Source organism: Novosphingobium marinum, assembly GCF_013408095.1.
GTDB lineage: Bacteria > Pseudomonadota > Alphaproteobacteria > Sphingomonadales > Sphingomonadaceae > Novosphingobium > Novosphingobium marinum.
Genome location: NZ_JACBZF010000004.1, coordinates 274,552 through 294,993, shown reverse-complemented (window position 1 = coordinate 294,993; position 20,442 = coordinate 274,552). Strand labels below are relative to the sequence as shown.

Below are 20,442 nucleotides of genomic sequence, written 5' to 3'. Positions count from 1 at the left end.
GGAGTGAATTGAAATGGCTGATATCCAGAAGCTTGTTGACGAACTTTCGCAGCTGACCGTCCTCGAGGCGGCCGACCTCGCCAAGGCCCTCGAAGAGGCATGGGGCGTTTCCGCCGCTGCCGCCGTCGCGGTTGCCGGTCCCGCCGCTGGCGGCGCCGGTGGCGGCGATGCCGCTGCCGAGGAAAAGGACGAATTCGACGTGGTCCTCACCGGCGACGGTGGCAAGAAGATCCAGGTCATCAAGGAAGTCCGCGCCATCACCGGTCTCGGCCTTGCCGATGCCAAGGCGCTCGTCGAAGGCGCGCCCAAGCCCGTCAAGGAAGGCGTGAACAAGGCGGAAGCCGAAGAGATCAAGAAGAAGATCGAGGAAGCCGGCGGCACCGTCGAGCTCAAGTAATCTGCGCGGGCGCAAGCCTGCAAAGACCTCGATCGTGCCCGGAGCGAATGCTTCGGCGCAGATCACCGGGAAGGGGCGGTCCGTTCGGGCCGCCCTTTTTCGTGCGGGAGCACCCGAATTACATTTTTGTGACAATTGTGCCATTTTTGCTGAAGCTGGCCGTCCGAGCCGTTAGGAGCGCACGATGGCATACCGTATCAAGAGCAAGGACAATTCCGTCCAGGACGCCTTGCGCCGCATCGCCGGCGAACAGATCGGCAAGGCGCTGCATTCGATCGAGAAGCTCGACCGGCCCGACGCCGTTCACGACGTTCGCAAGCGCTGCAAGAAGCTGCGCGGGCTGATCCGTCTCGTGCGCCCCGCCTTCGATGGCTACGGCGACGAGAACGAGGCGTTCCGCGACACCGCCCGCCTGATTTCCGAGGCGCGCGATGCCAAGGTGATGCAGGACACCTACGACGAGCTTATGCATCACTTTCGCGGGCAGGTGGATCGCCGCGCGCTCGGCTCCATCCGGCGGCGTTTTACCATGGATCGCAAGGCGACGGTCAGCCAAGGCGATATCGGGGACGCGCTGGACGAGGCGCGGTCCCGGCTGCTCGAGGCGCGCGAGCGGTCACGGGACTGGTCGCTCGACGCCAAAGGATGGGACGCGGTGGCCGGCGGGCTGGCCAAGACCTACGGCCGCGCACGCGATGCCGCCGAAGAGGCGCGGTGCTGTCCCGGACCCGACGCGTTCCACGAACTTCGCAAGCGGATCAAGTATCACTGGTACCACTCGCGCCTGCTCGAGAACGTCTGGCCCGACATGATGGAGCAGCGCCAGAAGCTCGCAAAGGAACTGTCCGACATATTCGGCGACCACCACGACCTTTCCGTCTTCGAGGAGCAGCTTGCGGCGAACCCGCACGACTATGGCGATCCGCGCAACGTCGAAACCGCGATCGGCCTCGCGCGGGGGCGCAAGATGGCGTTGGAGGAGCAGGGCTGGCCCCGCGTCCAACGCCTTCTCGCCCAGAGCCCCGAAGACCTTGCCGCGCATCTGGGTGCGCTGTGGGGCGTCTGGCTTTCCGAAGGCAAGGGCACATCGAAGCTGGAGGGAGGTTGACCCCGTGGCAAGCGAGATCGAACGCAAGTTCCTCGTCACCGGTGACGGCTGGCGCGACAAGGCCACCGACTGCCTGCACATCGTGCAGTGCTACCTGGCGCAGCGCGAAGACGTGGAAGTCCGCATACGCGTGACCGATGGCCAAAAGGCGCGGCTGACGGTCAAGTCGGGCAACGCCGAGAAGGTGCGCAGCGAATTCGAGTATTCGATCCCCGTTCCCGATGCGAGGGAGATGATGCGCTTTCGCGAGGGGCGCATGATCGAGAAGCGCCGCTACATCGTCCCGCGCGAGGACGGTCGGCACTGGGAAGTCGACGTGTTCGAGGGCGATCTCGAAGGATTGATTCTTGCCGAAGTCGAATTCGAGGACGGTGACGGGAGCGGCGAAATCGACTTGCCCGGATGGCTCGGCGAGGAAGTCACCGGCGACGGGCGCTATTACAACTCGGTGCTCGCAAGGACCGGTTAACGGGTGCGGAAGACCAGCCGGAGCCCGATCATGTCGATGCCCGGGTTCTGGTCGGAATCGAACAGCCGGGCATGGCTGATGTGCATCCAGCTCGCTTCCACGGAAACACGCTCGTTCAGGCGATAGCCGATGCCGATTTCGGGCTCGAACAGCACCCTGCTGCCCAGCCCCCGGTCCTTGCCGGTTACCGTGTCGTATCGATGTGTGTCACCGTCGTGCACCACGATGCCGATGGCCGGCCGCACGTAGACCGGGCCCTTGCCGATGGTCCAGCTCAGCCCGCCGCCCGCGAACGAGGTGTCGCCCGCCGTGTTGACCGAGGCGATCACGTAGGGCGCCGGACGGCCGATCGCGCGCAGGCCATCTACCGGTTCGAAGCGATAGCCGGCGGCGATGTCCACGCCATCCTCTTCGACACGCAGCGTGAAGGGCGTATCGACCTCATGGGCATAGACGCCCACGAACATCTCGTCAGCGAGAGCGGGCGTGGACGCGGTGGCCAGTGCGGCGGCGACAAGCGGCGCGAAATAGCGAAGCGACATCGGGTCTCCTTCTGAACGGTGGCCGCCCTGCCTGTGACATGCTTGCCGCAAGCTGAAGCGAATGAGCCTGCACTGCGTCACATCGGTTTTTATCGATGGCGCACTCGCCTATGCGGCGGCCTGCCATGGATCGTTCAGCCATCCTTCCATCCCGGCCGCGATCCTGGCGCGGCGAGTTCGGCGCGACGCTCCGGCTTTCGTGGCCGCTCGCGCTCGCGAACCTGCTGCAGATGCTTACCTACGCCATCGACGTCATCTTCATCGCCCGGCTGGGGGAGGAGCCGCTGGCGGCATCGGCGCTTTCGGTCAGCTATTTCGGCCTGATCTTCTGGGCACTCTCGGGACTGACCGGAGCGGTTGCGCCGATGATCTCGGCCGAGCTCGGGCGGCGTGCGCCGGCGCTGCGCCCGGTGCGGCGTACGACCCGGATGGCGCTGTGGCTGGCCGTGCTTTCGGGCGCGCTCGGCATGGCACTGTGCATGACCGCCGGTCCCTTCATGCGCCTGACGGGGCAGGAACCGCGCATCACCGCGCTCGGCAGCGAGTACATGGCAATTCTCGTCTGGTCGCTGATCCCGATGCTGCTCGCGAACGTGTTGCGCAATTTCGTCTCCGCGCTCGACCGGGCACTGTTCGCGACACTTATCACGGCAGGCGGGATCTTCGTGAACGCCTTTGCCAATTACGCGCTGATCTTCGGCAATTTCGGCATGCCCGCGCTTGGCCTCGTCGGTGCGGGACTGGCGACGCTGATCACCTCGGTGCTAACCGTGCTCGCCTATGTCGCCGTGATTGCGCTCGATCGCCGGCTCGCGCGCTATCGCATCCTTGGCAAGTGGTGGCGACCGGACCGCGATCGCCTTGTCGACCTGATCCGCATCGGCACGCCGATCGGACTGACCATCGTGGCCGAGGGCGGCATCTTTTCGGCGGCCGCGTTCATGATGGGCCGGTTCGGCGCGCTTGAGCTGGCCGCGCATACCGTCGCCCTGCAGATCGCCGCGCTCGCGTTCCAGGTGCCGTTCGGCATAGGGCAGGCCGCGACGATCCGCGTCGGCTATTACTACGGCGCGCGCGATCCGGTCGGCATGGCCCGCGCGGGATGGTCGGCGATCGTCGTCGGGACGCTGTTCATGGCGTGTACGGCTCTCGCCATGCTGATCGTTCCGAAGGCGCTGATTTCGATCTACGTCGATGTCGATGCGCCCGAGAATGCCACGCTTCTGGTTTTCGCGCTGCGCTACCTGACGGTTGCGGCGGCGTTCCAGCTTTTCGACGGATTGCAGGCGGTGGCCGCGGGAGCGCTGCGCGGCCTGCAGGACACGCGCGTGCCGATGTGGATCGCCGTCTTTTCCTACTGGGTGCCGGGCTTCGGGATCGCGATGGGCCTTGGCTTCGGCGCGGAACTGGCGGGTATCGGCATATGGCTGGGGCTGGCAACGGGCCTCGTCGTCGCTGCGTTTCTGCTGGTAAGGCGCTGGACGCGGCGCGACCGCCTCGGGCTGACGGGCCGCCCCGCCGGAGAGCCGGCTCCGCTCGTCGCCTATTGACCTGCCGGGCCGGCTGCCGGCATCTGGCACGCGACGGCTTCCCGTCGCCAAAATTTTCCTCACTGCGCCGCTTGACGGCGGATGAACAGCCACCCATATGCGCGCCGCTGGCACTCTCCGGATGAGAGTGCCAACAGATGTTTTGTTCATTGGATGAGGGAGAAATCCATGAGTTTCCGTCCGCTGCACGACCGTGTTCTCGTGCGCCGCGTCGAGGCCGAGGAAAAGACGGCCGGCGGCATCATCATTCCCGACAGCGCCAAGGAAAAGCCCGCCGAAGGTGAGATCGTCGCCGCCGGCGAAGGCGCCCGCGACGATGCCGGCAAGCGTGTCGCGCTCGACGTCAAGGTGGGTGACCGGGTGCTTTTCGGCAAGTGGTCGGGCACCGAAGTCAAGGTCGATGGCGAAGACCTGCTGATCATGAAGGAAAGCGACATCCTCGGCGTCATCGCCTGAGCACGGTTCGCGAACACCTTCCCAAACCTAATTCGAAAGGACTGAAATCATGGCAGCCAAGGACGTCAAATTCTCGCGCGACGCGCGCGAACGCATCCTCGCCGGTGTCGATACGCTGGCCAACGCCGTAAAGGTCACGCTCGGCCCCAAGGGTCGCAACGTGGTCATCGAGAAGAGCTTCGGTGCTCCGCGCATCACCAAGGACGGCGTCACCGTCGCCAAGGAAATCGAGCTCAAGGACAAGTTCGAGAACATGGGCGCGCAGATGGTGCGCGAAGTGGCCTCGAAAACCAACGACGTCGCCGGTGACGGCACCACCACCGCCACGGTTCTGGCGCAGTCGATCGTTCGCGAGGGCATGAAGTCGGTTTCGGCCGGCATGAACCCGATGGACCTGAAGCGCGGCATCGACCAGGCCGTCACCAAGGTCGTCGAGAACCTCAAGAGCCGTTCGAAGGACGTCTCCGGTTCCTCCGAGATCGCGCAGGTCGGCATCATCTCGGCCAACGGCGACAAGGAAGTCGGCGAGAAGATCGCCGAGGCAATGGAAAAGGTCGGCAAGGAAGGCGTGATCACCGTCGAGGAGGCCAAGGGTCTCGAATTCGAACTCGACGTCGTCGAAGGCATGCAGTTCGACCGCGGCTACCTCTCGCCGTACTTCGTCACCAATCCCGACAAGATGACCGTCGAACTCGACAGCCCCTACATCCTCATCCACGAGAAGAAGCTGTCGAACCTGCAGTCGATGCTGCCGATTCTCGAGGCCGTGGTGCAGTCGGGCCGTCCGCTGCTCATCATCGCCGAGGACATCGAGGGCGAGGCGCTCGCCACGCTCGTCGTCAACAAGCTGCGCGGCGGCCTCAAGGTCGCGGCGGTCAAGGCTCCGGGCTTCGGCGATCGCCGCAAGGCCATGCTGGGCGACATCGCGACGCTGACTTCGGGCGAGATGATCTCCGAGGACCTCGGCATCAAGCTCGAGAACGTCACGCTCAACATGCTGGGCGAGGCCAAGAAGGTCACGATCGACAAGGACAACACGACCATCGTCGACGGTGCCGGTTCGGCCGATGACATCAAGGCGCGCGTCGAGCAGATCCGTTCGCAGATCGAGACCACGACCAGCGACTACGACCGCGAGAAGCTGCAGGAGCGTCTCGCCAAGCTCGCCGGCGGCGTTGCCGTGATCAAGGTCGGCGGTGCCACCGAAGTCGAGGTGAAGGAGCGCAAGGACCGCGTCGACGACGCTCTCCACGCCACCCGCGCCGCGGTAGAGGAAGGCATCGTGCCGGGCGGCGGTACCGCGCTGCTTTACGCCACGAAGGCGCTCGAAGGTCTCAAGGGCGACAACGAGGACCAGACCCGCGGCATCGACATCGTTCGCCGTGCGCTTCAGGCCCCGGTTCGCCAGATCGCCGAGAATGCCGGCTTCGACGGCGCTGTCGTCGCGGGCAAGCTGACCGACGGCAACGACGACACGATGGGCTTCAACGCCGCGACCGACACGTACGAGAACCTCGTGAACGCCGGCGTGATCGACCCGACCAAGGTCGTGCGTACCGCCCTTCAGGACGCGGCTTCGGTCGCCGGCCTTCTCATCACCACCGAAGCGGCGGTCGGCGAGAAGCCCGATGACAAGCCCGCCCCGGCGATGCCCGACATGGGCGGCATGGGCGGAATGGGCGGCATGGGCGGCTTCTGAGCCGAACCAGGCGACCATTCGCAAAAACAGGTGGGGCCGGGGAGCAAGCGCTTCCCGGCCCTTTCCTTTTTGCCTGCGCATGTCATCTTCCCGCCTCACAAGGAGGATGCAGGCAGATGGAGCGCGAGGCGGAAATCCGGCGCGCGGCAATGGTCGAGCGGCAGCTTGCGGGCCGCGGCATTTGCGATCCGCAAGTCCTGCGCGCGATGCGCGAAGTTCCTCGCGAGGCTTTCGTGCCTGAAGCCCTGGCGGCATCCGCCTACGACGATTCTCCTCTGCCGATCGATGAAGGCCAGACAATCTCGCAGCCCTACATCGTGGCATTGATGATCGAGGCGGCGTCGCCGGAGGCCGGCGACAGGGTCCTCGAAGTCGGAGCCGGTTCGGGTTACGCTGCGGCGGTCCTGTCGCGCATCGCCGGAACCGTATTCGCGATCGAACGGCACGCCACACTCGCCGAGGCTGCACGTCGCCGCCTGGAGGACCTTGGATACGACAATGCCCACGTCATATCTGGCGACGGCAGCGGCGGACTGCCCGGTGAGGCGCCCTTCGATGCGATTCTTGTCGCAGCACGCAGCACGGATGTCCCCATGGCCCTGAAACGCCAGCTTCGGGTCGGCGGCAGGCTGGTAATTCCCGTTGGCGGCGGCGACATGCAATCGCTCCAGCGTATCGAGCGAACTGGCGAGGAGGCGTGGGAGACACAGGATCTCCTGCCCGTTCGCTTCGTGCCTCTCGTCGACGGCAGCGGCGACGGATAGCAGCGGCGAATCCAAATTTATCGCTGCCGCACGCGCTTTGCGGCCCGGCCGGGCCGGGAAATTTCACACCGGTTCCCGGAAATTACGCATTTACCCGCATGAATGCTGCAACTCGTCGACACGATGTTCCGGTTTCGGCCCCGATGCGGTATCGGTTAAGCAAACGAAAACAATCCGGGGCTTATGGTTATTCCTGTTATGACGGGACCGAAAAAGAACGTTCTACACCGCATTTTGGGCTGGGGCCTTGCCGCCGCAGCATCCTTTGCGCCGCTCTCGGCCGCACAGGCAAGCGAACTCACCAATGTCGAAAGTGCTTTCGACCGGACCTTCGGGACCGAGCTTCGCGCCCCGCGAACTTACGATTCCGCCTTCGAGCGCCGCATCGCGCAGCTCGCCGACGCAGCGAAGGGCCGGATCGGCGTCGCCGCCATCGACCTCTCCTCCGGCCGCAGCATCAATGTTCTGGGCGATCAGCCCTTCCCGATGGCCAGCACCAGCAAGATCGCCATCGTTGCGACCTACCTCGAAGGTGTCGATCGCGGCCGCTGGAGCCTGTCGGACAAGTATCCCCTCATGGTTCCCGTCCCCTCGAAGAAGTTCGACGGACCGATCGCGCCCGTGCGTCCCGGCAGGATGCTGTCGGCGCAAAGCCTGATAGAGCTGACGATCACGCGCAGCGACAACCAGGCGACCGATGCGCTGCTCGCCGCAGTGGGCGGTCCGCGCGCTGTCAATGACTGGGTGCGGCGTGCCGGTATCGCCGAATGGAGCATCAATCGCGACATCGCCACACTCGTGCGGGACGACGGCGCGATCGATCCGGCCGCGGCGATCGAAACGCGCGATGCCGCAACGCCGCGCGCTATGGTCCAGATGCTTTCGGGCATTTACCAAGGCAAATGGCTGAGCGCGCAAAGCCGCAGCGTGCTTCTCGGTGCGATGGAGCGCTGCGTCACCGGACGCCGGCGCATTCCCGCCCAGATGCCCGACGACGCCATCGTCGCCCACAAGACGGGATCCCTGTTCAATACGTCGAGCGACGTCGGCATTATCAGCACGCCCGACGGTCGCGCCGTGGCGCTGGCCATCTACGTCACCGGGCAGGGGACGCGCCTGAATCGCGAGCACCGCATCGCCTCGATCGCGCGGGCGATCTACGACGGGTATCGCGACATCCACATGGCTGAGGGCAAGGCGCGCGCCAGCGGCGGCTACGCGCGCACTGCGTCGCGCTAAGTCCCGGGACGCCGCGGGCAACAGGCCGGGGACGAAACCGGATTTCTCGTAGAATGCATGGACGCGGGCATCGCGTCATCCGCATTTATGCAAGGGCCAGCGTCCCGACATCGTCGGACAGGGCTGTCTCTTGGCCAGTCTGTCTAGGGCTACGGGTCAGGCGCGAGGTATTGCTGCCCGCGCCATTTCCTGAACGACCGGCTTACTCGAGGCCCTTCATCGCAGCTTCGGCGTCGGCAGCGGCCTGCGCAGCGGCTGCCGCCTCGGCAGCGGCGGTGTCCTCGGCAGTTGAGACGGCGTCGGCTGCGGCATCGCTGGCTGCGTCGGCGGCCGGTGCAGCGGCCTCCTCGGCGGGTTCCATCGCATCCGTTTCGGCTTCAGCCGAATAGTCCACCGCCATTGCCGCGTCGTCCGCGGTCATTTCCGCGTCGGTGTCGGCGGCCTGGTCGGAGCAGGCGGCAAGGGCGAGAGCGCCAAGGGCGGCGACGACGAGATTACGCATGTCGGGTATCTATCCTTGTACAGCGAACGGATCCTGGTCGACCGTCGAGCCTGCTTGTAAGCCACAGTCGCGGCAGGCTGCAAGCCGATGAAGAATCGGGCCGGACTATGCCGCTCGCGCGGAAACGAACGAGAAAGGGCGGGGACATCGCTGACCCCGCCCCGTCTTTTTTCGTCAGGCTATGCCGATCAGTCGGCAGCAGCTTCCGAAACGGATTCGTTTTCGATTTCGGCTTCGGCCTCGGTGCCGGCGGCTTCCATATCGTTGCCGGCGTCTTCCATGGCGGATTCGGCGTCGGCGGCAGCTTCGCCCATGGCGTCGCCAGCAGCTTCCATGTTGGCGGAAGTGTCGGCAACTGCCGAATCAGCGGCTTCCGCCGCGGCATCTTCGGTCTGTTCCGAGCAAGCCGAAAGAGCGAGAGCGCCGACGGTGGCGGCGGCAGCGAGAACGATCTTGCGCATGTGTATATAATTCCTTGAACAGCGAGTGGACGAGGCACGGCAAAATACCGCGCCGAAAGTCTGCCCATGGCAAACTTCGACCGGTCAAATAATCGCCTTGGCCCGTCTATGCAAGCGCTTGTCGCGCCGCAGCTTGACTCGCTGCGCCATTCGCAAGGCAGCGTTATGCCCCAAATGTGTCATCCGCAAGGCGATTCCGTGCTCCGGGCACACGAAACGGAGATCGCTGCTGACGCCGCGCCGGGCGGTTGCTACGGCAATGCGATGGCAACCAAGCAGCACCTCTACCTGGTCGACGGATCGGCCTATATTTTCAGGGCCTACCACCGGCTTCCGCCGCTCACCGATCCCGAAGGCACGCCGGTCGGAGCGGTCTACGGTTATACGACGATGCTGTGGAAGCTCGCCGACGACTTGCACAAGGCCGATGGCCCGACGCACCTTGCGGTGGTCCTCGACAAGGCCAGCACGTCTTTCCGCAACGAGATCTATTCCGAGTACAAGGCGAACCGCCCCGAACCGCCCGAGGACCTTGTGCCGCAGTTCCCGCTCATCCGCGATGCCACGCGGGCTTTTTCGCTGCCCTGCATCGAAGAGCCCGACGTCGAGGCGGACGACATCATCGCATCCTATGCCCGGGCCGCGACGCGGCAGGGATGGGACGTCACGATTGTCTCGTCCGACAAGGACCTGATGCAGCTCGTCGGCAAGTGCGCCGAGCCCGACGACGGGGTTGAGGGCGGCTGCATAGACATGCTCGACACGATGAAGAACCAGCGCATCGACGTTCCCGAGGTCGAGGAGAAATTCGGCGTGGCCCCCGAGCTTGTCGGCGACGTGCTCGCGCTGATGGGCGATTCGGTCGACAACATTCCCGGCATCTACGGTGTCGGCCCGAAGACCGCGACCAAGCTGATCCAGGAACATGGCGACCTCGAAGGCGCGCTCGCCGCCGCGCCCGCCATGAAGAAGTCGAAGCTGAAGGAGCGCCTGATCGAGGGCGCCGACATGGCGAGGCTAAGCCGCGTGCTCGTCACACTCAAGGAGGATTGCCCGTTGCCGGTCGCGCTCGACGACCTGAAGCTCGACGCGATTCCGCCCGGGCCGCTGGCCGCGTTTCTCGACAGGCACGGCTTCACCAGCCTGCGCAAGCGGCTCGATACCGGAACGGGCAGTCCTGCCCGCACCACCGAACTTTCTCCCGCGAAACAGGAGACGGAAGCCGCCGCTCCGGCGGAAGGCGCATCGCGCCAGCCGCTCCCCGACATGCCGCCTTGCGACCACGGTGCGTACGAATGCGTCACCAGCCTCGAAGCGCTCGACCGCTGGATCGAGCGGGCCTTCGCCGCGCGGCTGGTGGCGTTCGATACCGAGACCAGCGCCCTCGACGCGATGCGCGCCGACCTTGTCGGAGTGAGCCTCGCGCTGGGGCCGAACGATGCGTGCTACATCCCGCTTGGCCACGGCGGGACGGACATGTTCGCCGAAAAGCCCGAGCAGATCGACCGCGAGAAGGCGCTCGAACGGCTGAAGCCGCTTCTCGAAAGCGATACGGTGCTCAAGGTCGGGCAGAACGCGAAATACGATCTCAACGTGCTTGCGCGGCACGGGATCGCCGTCGCCCCTGTCGACGATACGATGATCGTCAGTTTCTGCCTCGATGCCGGGCGCGACGAGAATCTGCGCGGGCATGGCATGGACGAACTGGCAGAGCGCCACCTCGGCCACTCGTGCATTCCGTTCAAGGATGTCTGCGGCACCGGCAAGAAGGCGATTTCCTTCGCCGAAGTCGCGCTCGACCGGGCCACGTGCTACGCCGCCGAGGACGCAGAAGTGACCTGGCGGCTGCATCGCGTGCTGAAGCCCCGGCTTTCGGACGAGGGCGGCACCCGCATCTACGAGCGCGTCGACCGGCCGCTGATCCCCGTCGTTGCCTCGATGGAGCGGCACGGCATCCGCGTCGATAGAGAAAAACTGGCCGGGCTGTCCGCGCAGTTCGCCGAGGAAATCGGTGCCCTCGAGGCCGAAATCCACGGGCTGGCGGGCGAGAGTTTCACCATCGGCAGCCCCAAGCAGCTGGGTGAGATCCTGTTCGACAGGATGGGCCACAAGGGCGGACGCAAGGGCAAGAGCGGCCAGTACTCCACCGACCAGTCGGTACTCGAGGACCTTGCCGCCCAGGGCGTCGCGATGGCAGGCAAGGTGCTCGACTGGCGGCAGCTTTCCAAGCTTCGCTCGACATATACCGAGGCGCTCCAGGCCGCGATCAATCCCGATACGGGGCGCGTCCACACCAGCTACTCGCTCGTCGGCGCGCAGACGGGCCGGCTTTCGTCCACCGACCCGAACCTTCAGAACATCCCGATCCGCACAGAGATCGGACGCCAGATCCGCGATTGTTTCGTTTCGGAAGCCGGCAACGTGCTGCTCGCCGCCGATTACAGCCAGATCGAGCTGCGGCTTGCCGCTCACATGGCCGACGTGCCCGAGCTGAAAGACGCTTTCGCCGCGGGCGAGGACATCCACGCACGCACCGCCACCGAGATGTTCGGGGTCGTGGACCGCGATACCCGAGCCCGAGCAAAGACGATCAACTTCGCCATTCTGTATGGCATCTCCCGGTGGGGTCTTGCCGGACGGCTTGGCGTCGAACCGGACGAGGCGCAGGCGATGATAGACCGCTATTTTGAGCGCTTTCCGGGCATCCAGCGCTATATCGTGGCGACACTGGAGAAGGTTCGCGGCTGCGGCTACTCGGAGACGCTGTTCGGGCGGAAGACCTGGTTTCCGCGCATCAACTCGAAGCGGCAGGCCGAGCGCCAGGGTTCCGAACGCGCGGCGATCAACGCGCCGATCCAGGGGACCAGCGCAGACATCATCAAGCGCGCGATGGTCCGGATGGGGCCGGCCCTCGAGGATGCCGGCCTGCGCCATGTGCGCATGCTGCTGCAGGTCCACGACGAACTCGTCTTCGAATTGCCGGAGAACGACGTTGCGGCGGCGGGTCCGGTGATCGAGCGCGTCATGGCCGAGGCGGCGCTGCCCTCGGTCAGGATCGACGTGCCGATGGGAATAGAAATCGGGTCGGGAACGAGCTGGGGCGCGGCTCATTGATTCCGGATAAAGCCGGGACGGGTGCTTGAAGGTCCGCGAATACCCACCAAGGTAGGGGCCATGTTCGACCAGATTTCCGAATGGATGGGCAGCCGGCCCGACTGGCTGCACCAGTCAATCATCGCACTTGTCGTCGCCGCGCTCGCCATCGCGGTCGCGCTTGCCGTTCACTACGTTGTCTTCCGGGTGCTGCGCCGCGTCGCTCATGCCAGCGAGAGCGATTCGGACAATATCCTCGTGCGGCGCCTCGCCCGGCCGACGCGGTGGGCGCTCGTCGCGCTGGCGCTTGTAGTCGCAGCGCGGGAAATCCCGATGCTCGACGACATCTGGCAGAAAGTCGCAGGCTTCGTGATGCCCGCGCTCGTCGGCTGGATCGCGCTCGCAGTGATGCAGGCATTCATCGATGCCATGGCATTGCGCGCGGACATCGACGTTGCGGACAACCAGCAGGCACGCAGGCGGCGCACGCGCCTCGCAATCTTCAACCGCATCGGCAGCTTCGTGGTCGTTTTCGTGACCGTCGGCCTGATGCTCCTGTCGATTCCCGGCGTGCGAGAGATCGGCGTGACGCTCGTGGCCTCCGCGGGTCTGGCGGGCCTTGCTGTCGGCGCGGCGGCGCAACCGGCGCTGAAGTCGCTGATCGCCGGCCTCCAGATGGCGCTGACCGAGCCCATCGCGATCGACGACGTCGTGATCATCGGCGGTGAATGGGGCAAGATCGAGGATATCCGAACCACCTACGTGGTCGTCAAGGTCTGGGACGAGCGCCGGCTGATCGTGCCGACCACCAAGTTCCTCGAGGAGATATTCCAGAACTGGACCAAGCGCGGCTCGGAACTTCTGGGAACCGTGTTCCTCTATCTCGATCCCGCCACCGATCTCGCGCCGATCCGCGCCGAGTACGAACGACAGGTCACCGGGAACCCGAACTGGGACGAGCGCGTGCAGGCCGTGCAGCTGACCGACACTACCCCGGACGCGATCCAGGTGCGCCTGCTGATGAGCGCGAAGGATGCCTCCGTCCTGTGGGACCTGCGCTGCGCCATCCGCGAAGGCATGATGGACTGGCTGCGTCGTGAATTGCCCGAAGCCATCGTGCGGCGTCGGATCGAGCCGGCAGGGCCGCTGAGGATCGAAGCGGAGGGGGCGGCCGCCTCCGCGGGCTGACCGCCCGGCCCCTCAGTCCTCGTGCTTCTTCTCGCGCGTCGGTTCGAGCATGCCCGGCGAGATGAATCCGATCGGTTCGACCTGCATCGCGCGCTTCTTGAGCTCGCCCTTCATCTTCTCGTACTCGCGCTCCATCTCGGCAGTAACCGTCGCGCGCGAATCCTCGAGCGCCTCGGTGAAATCGGCTTTCGACACCTGCACGGTCGCATCGCCGCCTCGCCGGATCGCGGTAAGACCCGCGCGCCGTACGACATCTTCCAGGTCCGCGCCGGTAAAGCGTTCGGTCTGCTTCGCGACGTCGCGCAGGTCGACATCGTCGGCCAGCGGCATGCGCTCGGTATGGATCTTCAGGATATGCTCGCGCCCGTCGAGGTCGGGCGTGCCGACGTAGACGAGTTCGTCGAATCGGCCCGGCCTGAGCAGCGCCGAGTCGACGAGCGTGGGGCGGTTGGTCGCGCCGATCACGACGATCGACTGCAGTTCCTCCATGCCGTCCATTTCGGCTAGGATGGTGTTGACCACCCTTGCCGTCACTTGCGGCTCGCCCACACCGCCTCCCGAACCGCGCGCGGGGACGAGCGAATCGATCTCGTCGATGAACACCACGCAGGGCGCGACCTGGCGCGCGCGCGCGAACAGGCGGGCGATCTGCTGCTCGCTCTCGCCGTACCACTTCGAAAGCAGGTCCGAGGACTTGATCGAGATGAAGTTCGCTTCCGCTTCCTTGGCGACGGCCTTGGCGAGCAGGGTCTTGCCGGTACCCGGCGGACCGTAGAGCAGGAAGCCCTTGGCGGGCCGGATGCCCATGCGGTGGAACGCGTCGGGGTTCCTCAGCGGAAGTTCGACGCCTTCCTTGAGGCGCAACTGCGCATCGCCGAGGCCGCCGATGTCGTCCCAGCCCACGTTGGGCATCTGGACCATCACCTCGCGCATCGCCGAAGGCTGCACCCGCTTCAGGGCCTCGACGAAATCGTCGCGGCCGACCGAAAGGCTTTCGAGGACTTCGGCCGGTATCGTCCGCTCGTCGAAATCGAGCTTGGGCATGATTCGCCGCACCGCCTCGATCGCGGCTTCGCGCGTGAGGGCGGCGATATCCGCGCCGACAAAGCCATAAGTCGTGCGCGACAGTTCCTTGAGGTCGACGTCGTCGGCAAGGGGCATGCCGCGCGTGTGGATCGACAGGATCTCGCGCCGGCCGCTTTCGTCGGGCACGCCGATGATGATCTCGCGATCGAACCGACCGGGCCGCCTGAGTGCCTCGTCGATCGCGTCGGGGCGGTTCGTCGCGGCGATGACGACGACGTTCGACCGGGCATTGAGACCATCCATCAATGTCAGGAGCTGCGCCACGAGGCGCTTCTCCGCCTCTCCGTGGACGTTCTGGCGTTTGGGCGCGATCGAATCGATCTCGTCGATGAAGATGATGGAGGGCGCCGACTTGTCCGCTTCCTCGAACACCTGGCGCAGCGCCTTTTCGCTCTCGCCATAGCCCGATCCCATGATCTCCGGACCGTTGATCGAGACGAAATTGGCATCGCTTTCGTTGGCGACCGCCTGTGCGAGCCGGGTCTTGCCGGTGCCCGGCGGGCCGTGGAGCAGGACGCCCTTGGGCGGATCCACGCCGAGCCGGGTGAAAAGTTCGGGATAGCGCAGCGGCAGCTCCACCATCTCGCGAAGCTGGCGGATGGTCTCGCTCATCCCGCCGACGTCGTCGTAGTTGATGTCGGCACGCGGCCCTTGCGCTTCCTCGAACGCCTCGCGCATCTCGACTTCCGTGTTCTCGTCGATGTGCACGATGCCCTTGGGAGTCGTCGCGACAACGTTAAGGCGGATCTGCGTGAGCGCGTAGGCGGGCACATTGAACATCCGCGACAACTGCGGCGGCAGGTCCTGCACGCGCTGCTGTCCGTGCGTCGCAACGAGGTCTCCGGCGACCAGCGGGCGGCCGAAGAAGTTGCGCTTCAGGGCCTGCGAAGGACCCTGGAGCCGCATCTGGCGGTGGGCGGGTGCGAAAACCACGCGCTGTGCGGGGCGCGATTCGGCCTTCTTGACGGTGACATGCTCGCCGGATCCGACCTCGGCATTGCCGCGCAACAGCCCGTCGAGGCGAATCACCTGCAGCCCCTCGTCTTCCGGGTAGGCTGCCACGACCTGCGCAACGGTGCTCTGCTTGCCGACGATCTCCAGCGTGTCGCCTTCGCTCACGCCGAGAGCTGCCATCGCCGATTTCGGCATGCGGGCGATGCCGTGGCCGCTTTCCTCCTGCCGGGCGGCGGCAACCTGCAGCCTTATCGAACGGTCTTCGGTCTTGGTCGGTGCATCTGCCATCGTCGCCCTCCTCTCGCGCGCCGGCCCTGCGCGCGGCGCGAAGGACACTCCGGCTGGAACTAGGAACTGCCGTCCAGATATTCAAACCTGACCGGCTGGTCTTGTTCCGCGAGGCGTAGGGAGTGACATCGCGCAAGTGAGCGAGGCGAGCCCATCGATGCACTTGCGCAAAAAAAGGCCCGGTCGTTGCCGGCCGGGCCTTGGAAGTTTGGGAGAGGATGCCTGAAAGGCAGGTTCGATATGGCCCAAAGCCACTTATTTCGCAAGTGCGAAATGAACATCGCCGGTTGCAATAAATGCATCTACATGACCTAAGCTGATGAAATGACGCAGAATATCCCTTTGTAGGATGGCTTTCTGAAAAATCTTCCGCCCGATTCAAGTCGAATTACGAAACCTGAATCGTGAATCATGCTGCGGCGCATCCAATTCGTTGAACTATAACGGAATTGCGACTGCGAAGGGGTCAGTGCGCGAGGAACAGCGCCGGACCGTCGGGTTCCTCGAGGAAATAGCGGGTAACTCCTCCGAACAGGAATTCGCGCATGCGGCTGTGGCCGAAAGCGCCCATGACAAGCAGTTCCGCTCCTGCGCGACCGACCGCCGCCGCAAGGGTTTCCTCGGTCGAGCCCCGTCGAACCATCTCGTCGAGCTCGGCCTTGATCCCGTATCGCGACAGGTAACGGACCGCGTCCGTCGCGGGAAAGCCGCCCGGCTTTTCGGCGACTGTCAGCACATGGACCGAAGCGCACGAGCCGAGGATCGGTATTGCCGAGCGCAGGGCAAGCGCGGCTTCGTCGCCGCCGTCCCATGCGATGGCAGCGCTGGTCAGCGGGAACCGCAAGGGTTCGTCGTCCTGCACGCACAGCACCGGAGTGCGCGAGACCAGCGCCAGTTCGCCCGCCAGTCCCGCCGACCGCGAAACTACCACCGCATCCGCAAGCCGCCCGCAGCGCGCGAGCGCCTCTACCGGCTCCGATTCGGAGCGCACCAGATCGAACGGCACGTCGTCATGCGACAACCGCTTTTCGAAGGCGGCGGCGTCGGCATCGTCGTTGGCAAGCGCCTTTTCGAGCGCGTCGGCGGCGAAATAGCTTCCGCCCATCGGGTCCATCGCGACGTAGCGCGATACCGGCGTGTCGATCAGCACGGTAAGATGGCCGCCCGTGAACCGGGCGAGCGACAGCGCCGTGTCCAACCGGTTTTCCATGCCCGGATGGCGATCTGCATGAACGAGTATCGAGCGCATCGTGATTCTCCTCAAAGGCGGGACAGCGCTCTTTTATCAAACTTTCGGACTGCGATGCACATGATGCACATCAAGTTCCTGCGGATGCGGGGCCTCGTGCATGCCCGCAGCGGCCCCCTATCGAATTCGTGCAAGAGGCGGTAGAGGTCTCGCCAACCTGCTCCTTTTCGCCACTCAGGGAGACTTCCCAGTCATGAAAAAACTCTACCCGGACGCAACTGCCGCGCTCGACGGGCTGTTGCGCGACGGCCTCGTGATCGCCGCCGGCGGTTTCGGCCTCTGCGGCATCCCCGAAAGACTGCTCGACGCCGTACGCGACAGCGGGGTCAAGGACCTGACCTTCGCGTCCAACAACGCCGGTATCGACAACGAGGGCATCGGAAAGCTCCTGCGCACCAGGCAGGTAAGGAAGATGCTGTCTTCCTATGTCGGCGAGAACAAGGAATTCGAACGGCAGTTCCTGGCAGGCGAACTTGAGGTCGAATTCTGCCCGCAGGGTACGCTGGCCGAGCGCATGCGCGCCGGCGGCGCCGGGATACCGGGCTTCTACACCAAGACAGGTGTCGGCACGCAGGTTGCCGAAGGCAAGGAGACCAAGGTCTTCGACGGCGAGGAATATATCCTCGAGCGAGGGATCTTTGCCGACCTGTCGCTGGTCAAGGCGTGGAAGGCGGACGAGACGGGCAACGTCGTCTTCCGCAAGACCGCCCGCAACTTCAACGTGCCTGCTGCCACCTGCGGCAAGGTCTGCGTCGTCGAGGTGGAGGAAATCGTGCCGACAGGCTCGCTCGATCCCGACTGCATCCACCTGCCGGGCGTATTCGTCCAGCGCATGATCGTGGGCGCGCCCTACGACAAGAAGATCGAATTCGTCACGACCCGCGAAAGGGAGACCGCCTGATGTCCGCCGAACGTACCGGCTGGGACCGGAACCAGATGGCCGCCCGCGCCGCGAAGGAATTGCAGGACGGTTTCTACGTGAACCTGGGCATCGGCATTCCGACGCTGGTCGCCAACCACATCCCGGACGGCATGGAGGTCACGCTGCAATCCGAAAACGGCATGCTCGGCATCGGCCCGTTCCCCTACGAGGGCGAGGAGGATGCCGACCTGATAAATGCCGGGAAGCAGACCATCAGCCAGCTGCCGCAGTCGTCCTATTTCGATTCGGCGACGAGCTTCTCGATGATCCGCGGCGGTCACATCGACCTGACCGTCCTCGGCGCGATGGAGGTGGCCGAGAACGGCGACATCGCGAACTGGATGATTCCCGGCAAGATGATCAAGGGCATGGGCGGCGCCATGGACCTCGTCGCCGGGGTCAAGAAGATCATCGTCGTCATGGATCACAACGCCAAGGACGGAAGTCCGAAGTTCATTCCCGAATGCACGCTTCCGCTGACCGGGACGAACGTCGTCGACATGATCATCACGAATCTCGCCGTGTTCCAGCGGCCCGACCACGATTCGCCTTTCCGCCTGATCGAGATGGCTCCCGGCGTCACTGCCGAGGAAATCGCCGGGAAGACGACTGCCAGGTACGAAAGCTGAAGGAGAGGACGATGACCGAAATGACCGAAATTCCGCTGACCCGCCTCGACGGGACCGGCGACACCCTGGGCGATCACAAGGGCAATGTGCTGCTCGTGGTGAATGTCGCTTCGCAATGCGGGCTTACGCCGCAATACGAAGGCCTCGAAAAGCTTTACGGGCAGTACAAGGACAAGGGCTTCGAAGTGCTGGGCTTTCCAGCCAACGACTTCGGCGCGCAGGAGCCGGGGACGAACGAGGAGATCGCCGAATTCTGTTCGGCGAACTACGGCGTGTCGTTCCCGATGTTCTCGAAGGCCGATGTCACCGGCGAGGGCAAGCAGCCGCTTTATGCCGCCCTGATCGAAGCCGAACCCCTGAAGCAGGGCGATGCTGCCGGCTTCCGGGAAAAGCTGCGCGGGTACGGAATGGCTCCGACCCTCGATCCCGAAGTCCTCTGGAACTTCGAGAAGTTCGTCATCGCGCGCGACGGTACGGTAGCAGCACGTTTCGCTCCGACCGTGGCGCCCGACGATCCCGCGCTCGTCCAGACAATCGAGGCCGAACTGGCGAAGTAGCCGATCGCTGGCGGGCCGTCAGGCCCGCCACACCGTCTCGTAGATGCCGAACTGCGACCGGGGGTGATGGATGAAGCGTCTTTCGTCCTCGATCGCATCGACGGCGACCGTTTCCTGCGACAGGATTTCGACCGCCGCATCGACGCTGTCGAAATAGGACTCGGTCAGGCCGTCCATCGGTTCGAACGAAAGGCCGATCCGTGCGGCGAGGTCCTCGGTAGGCGGATAGTCGACGTGGTTCTGGCGGTATCGCACGCCGTCGACACCCTCGCCCAGCGTCGCGTGGCGATCGAACCAGTGGTGCATGAACTCGTCGTGGGTCATGCCGGGCAGGGCCCGCAGCGGCATGATGTTGTAGATGGGACCGTCCCCCCGCGTGATCGCGATCTCCCGCCCGACGAGAACGGCCGCATGACCCTTGTCGATATGAGCGGCGATCGTTTCCGCCATCGCTGCGACGGCAAGCACCATCGCATCGCGATCGGCATCGTTTTCCGAAGACAGCTGGTAGGCGATGTCGAATGGCTTGGGACTGTCCGCCATCACCTTCTGGTGAGGGATGAGCGGCATGTCGGTGACCCGGCGCGCCAGTCGTTGGGCTATGCCCCCGGGAAGGGTGCCCGCAAGCTCGTCGGCCTGCGCTTGCGCAGCATCAATCGCCGCGTCGATCCCGTTGGTGGCATCGAAGTAGAGGGCGGCCTTGGCCAGCCCGACGCGTTCGCCCATCCTACTCGGCCGCCACTGCGGTCGGGATCGCGCAAGCGGTGTTGGTCGCGTCAAGGACCGCGAACATCCGGCCTATGCCGATGAATTGCGCCACGTCGAAGCAGAGCTCGACGATTTCCTTCTCGCTGAAGTGTTGGTGCAGGCGCGTGAAGTCCTCGTCGCCGACGTCGAAATGATTGAACGCCATTTTCTGCGCGTACTCGATCGCGGCCTTTTCGCGCTCGGTAAACAGGTCGGATGTCTGCGCTTGCGGAAGCGCGGCGATCATTTCCTCGGTCAGGCCCTCCTCGATCGAATCCTGATAGCGCGACTGCAGGCAGTTGGCGCACTGGTTGATCTGGGCGATGGCGAGCCTCACGAGCTCGACCAGCTTGCGGTCGAGCAGGCCTTCCATCTGGAGCTTCCAGTAGAATTCGCCAAAGGCCTCGACGATGTCGGGTCGGTGCGCGACGGCCCGCATCGCGGTGCCGTCACCCACCATCTTTTCCATGTTGACGGCGATGTCCGCCATCTTGGGGTCCATTTCGGACAGTTCGAGAAGTCGGATACGTGACATGGCGGAG

At 64.7% G+C, this 20,442-nt stretch carries 20 protein-coding genes; 13 read left to right on the top strand and 7 right to left on the bottom strand.

The genetic code is table 11. From position 1 onward, the window contains the following. The first annotated feature begins 13 nt into the window (after positions 1-13). The 3 genes from rplL (at position 14) to FHS75_RS12875 (ending at position 1,974) form a co-directional block, all read left to right on the top strand. Complete coding sequence (gene rplL, locus FHS75_RS12885) at positions 14-397, top strand: 50S ribosomal protein L7/L12 (RefSeq protein WP_179408080.1); 384 nt, start codon at positions 14-16, stop codon at positions 395-397. A 184-nt stretch (positions 398-581) separates the two neighbouring features. Further along, positions 582-1,505 carry a CHAD domain-containing protein gene (locus tag FHS75_RS17920; RefSeq protein WP_179408079.1) on the top strand — a complete coding sequence of 308 codons (924 nt, stop codon included), beginning with the start codon at positions 582-584 and terminating at the stop codon, positions 1,503-1,505. 4 nt (positions 1,506-1,509) lie between these two features. Then, a complete protein-coding gene (locus tag FHS75_RS12875) occupies positions 1,510-1,974 on the top strand; it encodes a CYTH domain-containing protein (protein ID WP_179408078.1) in 465 nt (154 codons plus the stop codon). Here FHS75_RS12875 and FHS75_RS12870 read toward each other — a convergent pair. Then, positions 1,971-2,516, bottom strand: a complete 546-nt coding sequence (locus tag FHS75_RS12870; protein ID WP_179408077.1) for an acyloxyacyl hydrolase — start codon at positions 2,514-2,516, stop codon at positions 1,971-1,973. The two genes, FHS75_RS12875 and FHS75_RS12870, sit on opposite strands and share 4 nt — an antisense overlap. Before the next feature lie 125 nt (positions 2,517-2,641). On the opposite strand from FHS75_RS12870, the gene FHS75_RS12865 reads away from it, so the two are divergent. From FHS75_RS12865 to FHS75_RS12845, 5 genes are all read left to right on the top strand, one after another. Continuing rightward, positions 2,642-4,066 (top strand): MATE family efflux transporter, encoded by a 1,425-nt coding sequence (locus FHS75_RS12865; RefSeq protein WP_179408076.1) that lies wholly within the window; start codon positions 2,642-2,644, stop codon positions 4,064-4,066. A gap of 168 nt (positions 4,067-4,234) precedes the next feature. Beyond that, positions 4,235-4,522 (top strand): co-chaperone GroES, encoded by a 288-nt coding sequence (gene groES, locus FHS75_RS12860; RefSeq protein WP_179408075.1) that lies wholly within the window; start codon positions 4,235-4,237, stop codon positions 4,520-4,522. A gap of 49 nt (positions 4,523-4,571) precedes the next feature. Then, complete coding sequence (groL, locus tag FHS75_RS12855; protein ID WP_179408074.1) at positions 4,572-6,221, top strand: chaperonin GroEL; 1,650 nt, start codon at positions 4,572-4,574, stop codon at positions 6,219-6,221. A 116-nt stretch (positions 6,222-6,337) separates the two neighbouring features. Continuing rightward, entirely contained in the window at positions 6,338-6,985 is a 648-nt protein-coding gene (locus FHS75_RS12850; RefSeq protein ID WP_179408073.1) for a protein-L-isoaspartate(D-aspartate) O-methyltransferase, read from the top strand. Between the two features lie 198 nt (positions 6,986-7,183). Next, the gene (locus tag FHS75_RS12845; RefSeq protein ID WP_179408072.1) at positions 7,184-8,224 is read left to right on the top strand and encodes a serine hydrolase; all 1,041 of its coding nucleotides are present in this window, start codon (positions 7,184-7,186) and stop codon (positions 8,222-8,224) included. 202 nt (positions 8,225-8,426) lie between these two features. Here the strand turns inward: FHS75_RS12845 and FHS75_RS12840 are convergent, their stop codons facing one another. After that, the gene (locus tag FHS75_RS12840) at positions 8,427-8,726 is read right to left on the bottom strand and encodes a hypothetical protein (RefSeq protein WP_179408071.1); all 300 of its coding nucleotides are present in this window, start codon (positions 8,724-8,726) and stop codon (positions 8,427-8,429) included. Between the two features lie 188 nt (positions 8,727-8,914). Beyond that, positions 8,915-9,187: a hypothetical protein gene (locus FHS75_RS12835; RefSeq protein WP_179408070.1), complete on the bottom strand. Its 273-nt coding sequence runs from the start codon at positions 9,185-9,187 to the stop codon at positions 8,915-8,917. 264 nt (positions 9,188-9,451) lie between these two features. On the opposite strand from FHS75_RS12835, the gene polA reads away from it, so the two are divergent. Together polA and FHS75_RS12825 are read left to right on the top strand one after the other, a co-directional pair. Further along, positions 9,452-12,301, top strand: a complete 2,850-nt coding sequence (polA, locus tag FHS75_RS12830) for a DNA polymerase I (protein WP_179408147.1) — start codon at positions 9,452-9,454, stop codon at positions 12,299-12,301. Positions 12,302-12,361: 60 nt separating this feature from the next. Further along, positions 12,362-13,468, top strand: a complete 1,107-nt coding sequence (locus FHS75_RS12825) for a mechanosensitive ion channel family protein (protein ID WP_179408069.1) — start codon at positions 12,362-12,364, stop codon at positions 13,466-13,468. Between the two features lie 12 nt (positions 13,469-13,480). Here FHS75_RS12825 and FHS75_RS12820 read toward each other — a convergent pair whose 3' ends face one another. Both FHS75_RS12820 and FHS75_RS12815 read right to left on the bottom strand, forming a co-directional pair. Further along, positions 13,481-15,796: a CDC48 family AAA ATPase gene (locus FHS75_RS12820; protein ID WP_179408068.1), complete on the bottom strand. Its 2,316-nt coding sequence runs from the start codon at positions 15,794-15,796 to the stop codon at positions 13,481-13,483. A gap of 466 nt (positions 15,797-16,262) precedes the next feature. After that, positions 16,263-17,045 carry a universal stress protein gene (locus FHS75_RS12815; protein WP_179408067.1) on the bottom strand — a complete coding sequence of 261 codons (783 nt, stop codon included), beginning with the start codon at positions 17,043-17,045 and terminating at the stop codon, positions 16,263-16,265. 193 nt (positions 17,046-17,238) lie between these two features. On the opposite strand from FHS75_RS12815, the gene FHS75_RS12810 reads away from it, so the two are divergent. Genes FHS75_RS12810 through FHS75_RS12800 form a run of 3 tightly spaced genes read left to right on the top strand, consistent with a single transcriptional unit; the run spans position 17,239 to position 19,153 of the window. Then, complete coding sequence (locus tag FHS75_RS12810) at positions 17,239-17,946, top strand: CoA transferase subunit A (protein WP_179408066.1); 708 nt, start codon at positions 17,239-17,241, stop codon at positions 17,944-17,946. Then, a complete protein-coding gene (locus FHS75_RS12805; RefSeq protein WP_179408065.1) occupies positions 17,946-18,596 on the top strand; it encodes a CoA transferase subunit B in 651 nt (216 codons plus the stop codon). Before FHS75_RS12810 ends, FHS75_RS12805 begins: the two co-directional genes overlap by 1 nt. Before the next feature lie 11 nt (positions 18,597-18,607). Further along, positions 18,608-19,153, top strand: a complete 546-nt coding sequence (locus tag FHS75_RS12800; RefSeq protein ID WP_179408064.1) for a glutathione peroxidase — start codon at positions 18,608-18,610, stop codon at positions 19,151-19,153. An 18-nt stretch (positions 19,154-19,171) separates the two neighbouring features. Here the strand turns inward: FHS75_RS12800 and FHS75_RS17915 are convergent, their stop codons facing one another. Both FHS75_RS17915 and FHS75_RS12790 read right to left on the bottom strand, forming a co-directional pair. After that, a complete protein-coding gene (locus FHS75_RS17915; RefSeq protein ID WP_229735601.1) occupies positions 19,172-19,879 on the bottom strand; it encodes an EthD domain-containing protein in 708 nt (235 codons plus the stop codon). 1 nt (position 19,880) lies between these two features. Next, positions 19,881-20,435 (bottom strand): carboxymuconolactone decarboxylase family protein, encoded by a 555-nt coding sequence (locus tag FHS75_RS12790; RefSeq protein WP_229735600.1) that lies wholly within the window; start codon positions 20,433-20,435, stop codon positions 19,881-19,883. Positions 20,436-20,442 lie beyond the last annotated feature (7 nt).

Excerpts from the sequence above, each read along its gene's own strand:
- rplL (WP_179408080.1), top strand. The coding sequence starts at position 14 with ATGGCTGATATCCAGAAGCTTGTTGACGAACTTTCGCAGCTGACCGTC.
- FHS75_RS17920 (WP_179408079.1), top strand. The coding sequence starts at position 582 with ATGGCATACCGTATCAAGAGCAAGGACAATTCCGTCCAGGACGCCTTG.
- FHS75_RS12870 (WP_179408077.1), bottom strand. The coding sequence starts at position 2,516 with ATGTCGCTTCGCTATTTCGCGCCGCTTGTCGCCGCCGCACTGGCCACC.
- FHS75_RS12865 (WP_179408076.1), top strand. The coding sequence starts at position 2,642 with ATGGATCGTTCAGCCATCCTTCCATCCCGGCCGCGATCCTGGCGCGGC.
- groES (WP_179408075.1), top strand. The coding sequence starts at position 4,235 with ATGAGTTTCCGTCCGCTGCACGACCGTGTTCTCGTGCGCCGCGTCGAG.
- groL (WP_179408074.1), top strand. The coding sequence starts at position 4,572 with ATGGCAGCCAAGGACGTCAAATTCTCGCGCGACGCGCGCGAACGCATC.
- FHS75_RS12850 (WP_179408073.1), top strand. The coding sequence starts at position 6,338 with ATGGAGCGCGAGGCGGAAATCCGGCGCGCGGCAATGGTCGAGCGGCAG.
- FHS75_RS12845 (WP_179408072.1), top strand. The coding sequence starts at position 7,184 with ATGACGGGACCGAAAAAGAACGTTCTACACCGCATTTTGGGCTGGGGC.
- FHS75_RS12840 (WP_179408071.1), bottom strand. The coding sequence starts at position 8,726 with ATGCGTAATCTCGTCGTCGCCGCCCTTGGCGCTCTCGCCCTTGCCGCC.
- FHS75_RS12835 (WP_179408070.1), bottom strand. The coding sequence starts at position 9,187 with ATGCGCAAGATCGTTCTCGCTGCCGCCGCCACCGTCGGCGCTCTCGCT.
- polA (WP_179408147.1), top strand. The coding sequence starts at position 9,452 with ATGGCAACCAAGCAGCACCTCTACCTGGTCGACGGATCGGCCTATATT.
- FHS75_RS12825 (WP_179408069.1), top strand. The coding sequence starts at position 12,362 with ATGTTCGACCAGATTTCCGAATGGATGGGCAGCCGGCCCGACTGGCTG.
- FHS75_RS12820 (WP_179408068.1), bottom strand. The coding sequence starts at position 15,796 with ATGGCAGATGCACCGACCAAGACCGAAGACCGTTCGATAAGGCTGCAG.
- FHS75_RS12815 (WP_179408067.1), bottom strand. The coding sequence starts at position 17,045 with ATGCGCTCGATACTCGTTCATGCAGATCGCCATCCGGGCATGGAAAAC.
- FHS75_RS12810 (WP_179408066.1), top strand. The coding sequence starts at position 17,239 with ATGAAAAAACTCTACCCGGACGCAACTGCCGCGCTCGACGGGCTGTTG.
- FHS75_RS12805 (WP_179408065.1), top strand. The coding sequence starts at position 17,946 with ATGTCCGCCGAACGTACCGGCTGGGACCGGAACCAGATGGCCGCCCGC.
- FHS75_RS12800 (WP_179408064.1), top strand. The coding sequence starts at position 18,608 with ATGACCGAAATGACCGAAATTCCGCTGACCCGCCTCGACGGGACCGGC.
- FHS75_RS17915 (WP_229735601.1), bottom strand. The coding sequence starts at position 19,879 with ATGGGCGAACGCGTCGGGCTGGCCAAGGCCGCCCTCTACTTCGATGCC.
- FHS75_RS12790 (WP_229735600.1), bottom strand. The coding sequence starts at position 20,435 with ATGTCACGTATCCGACTTCTCGAACTGTCCGAAATGGACCCCAAGATG.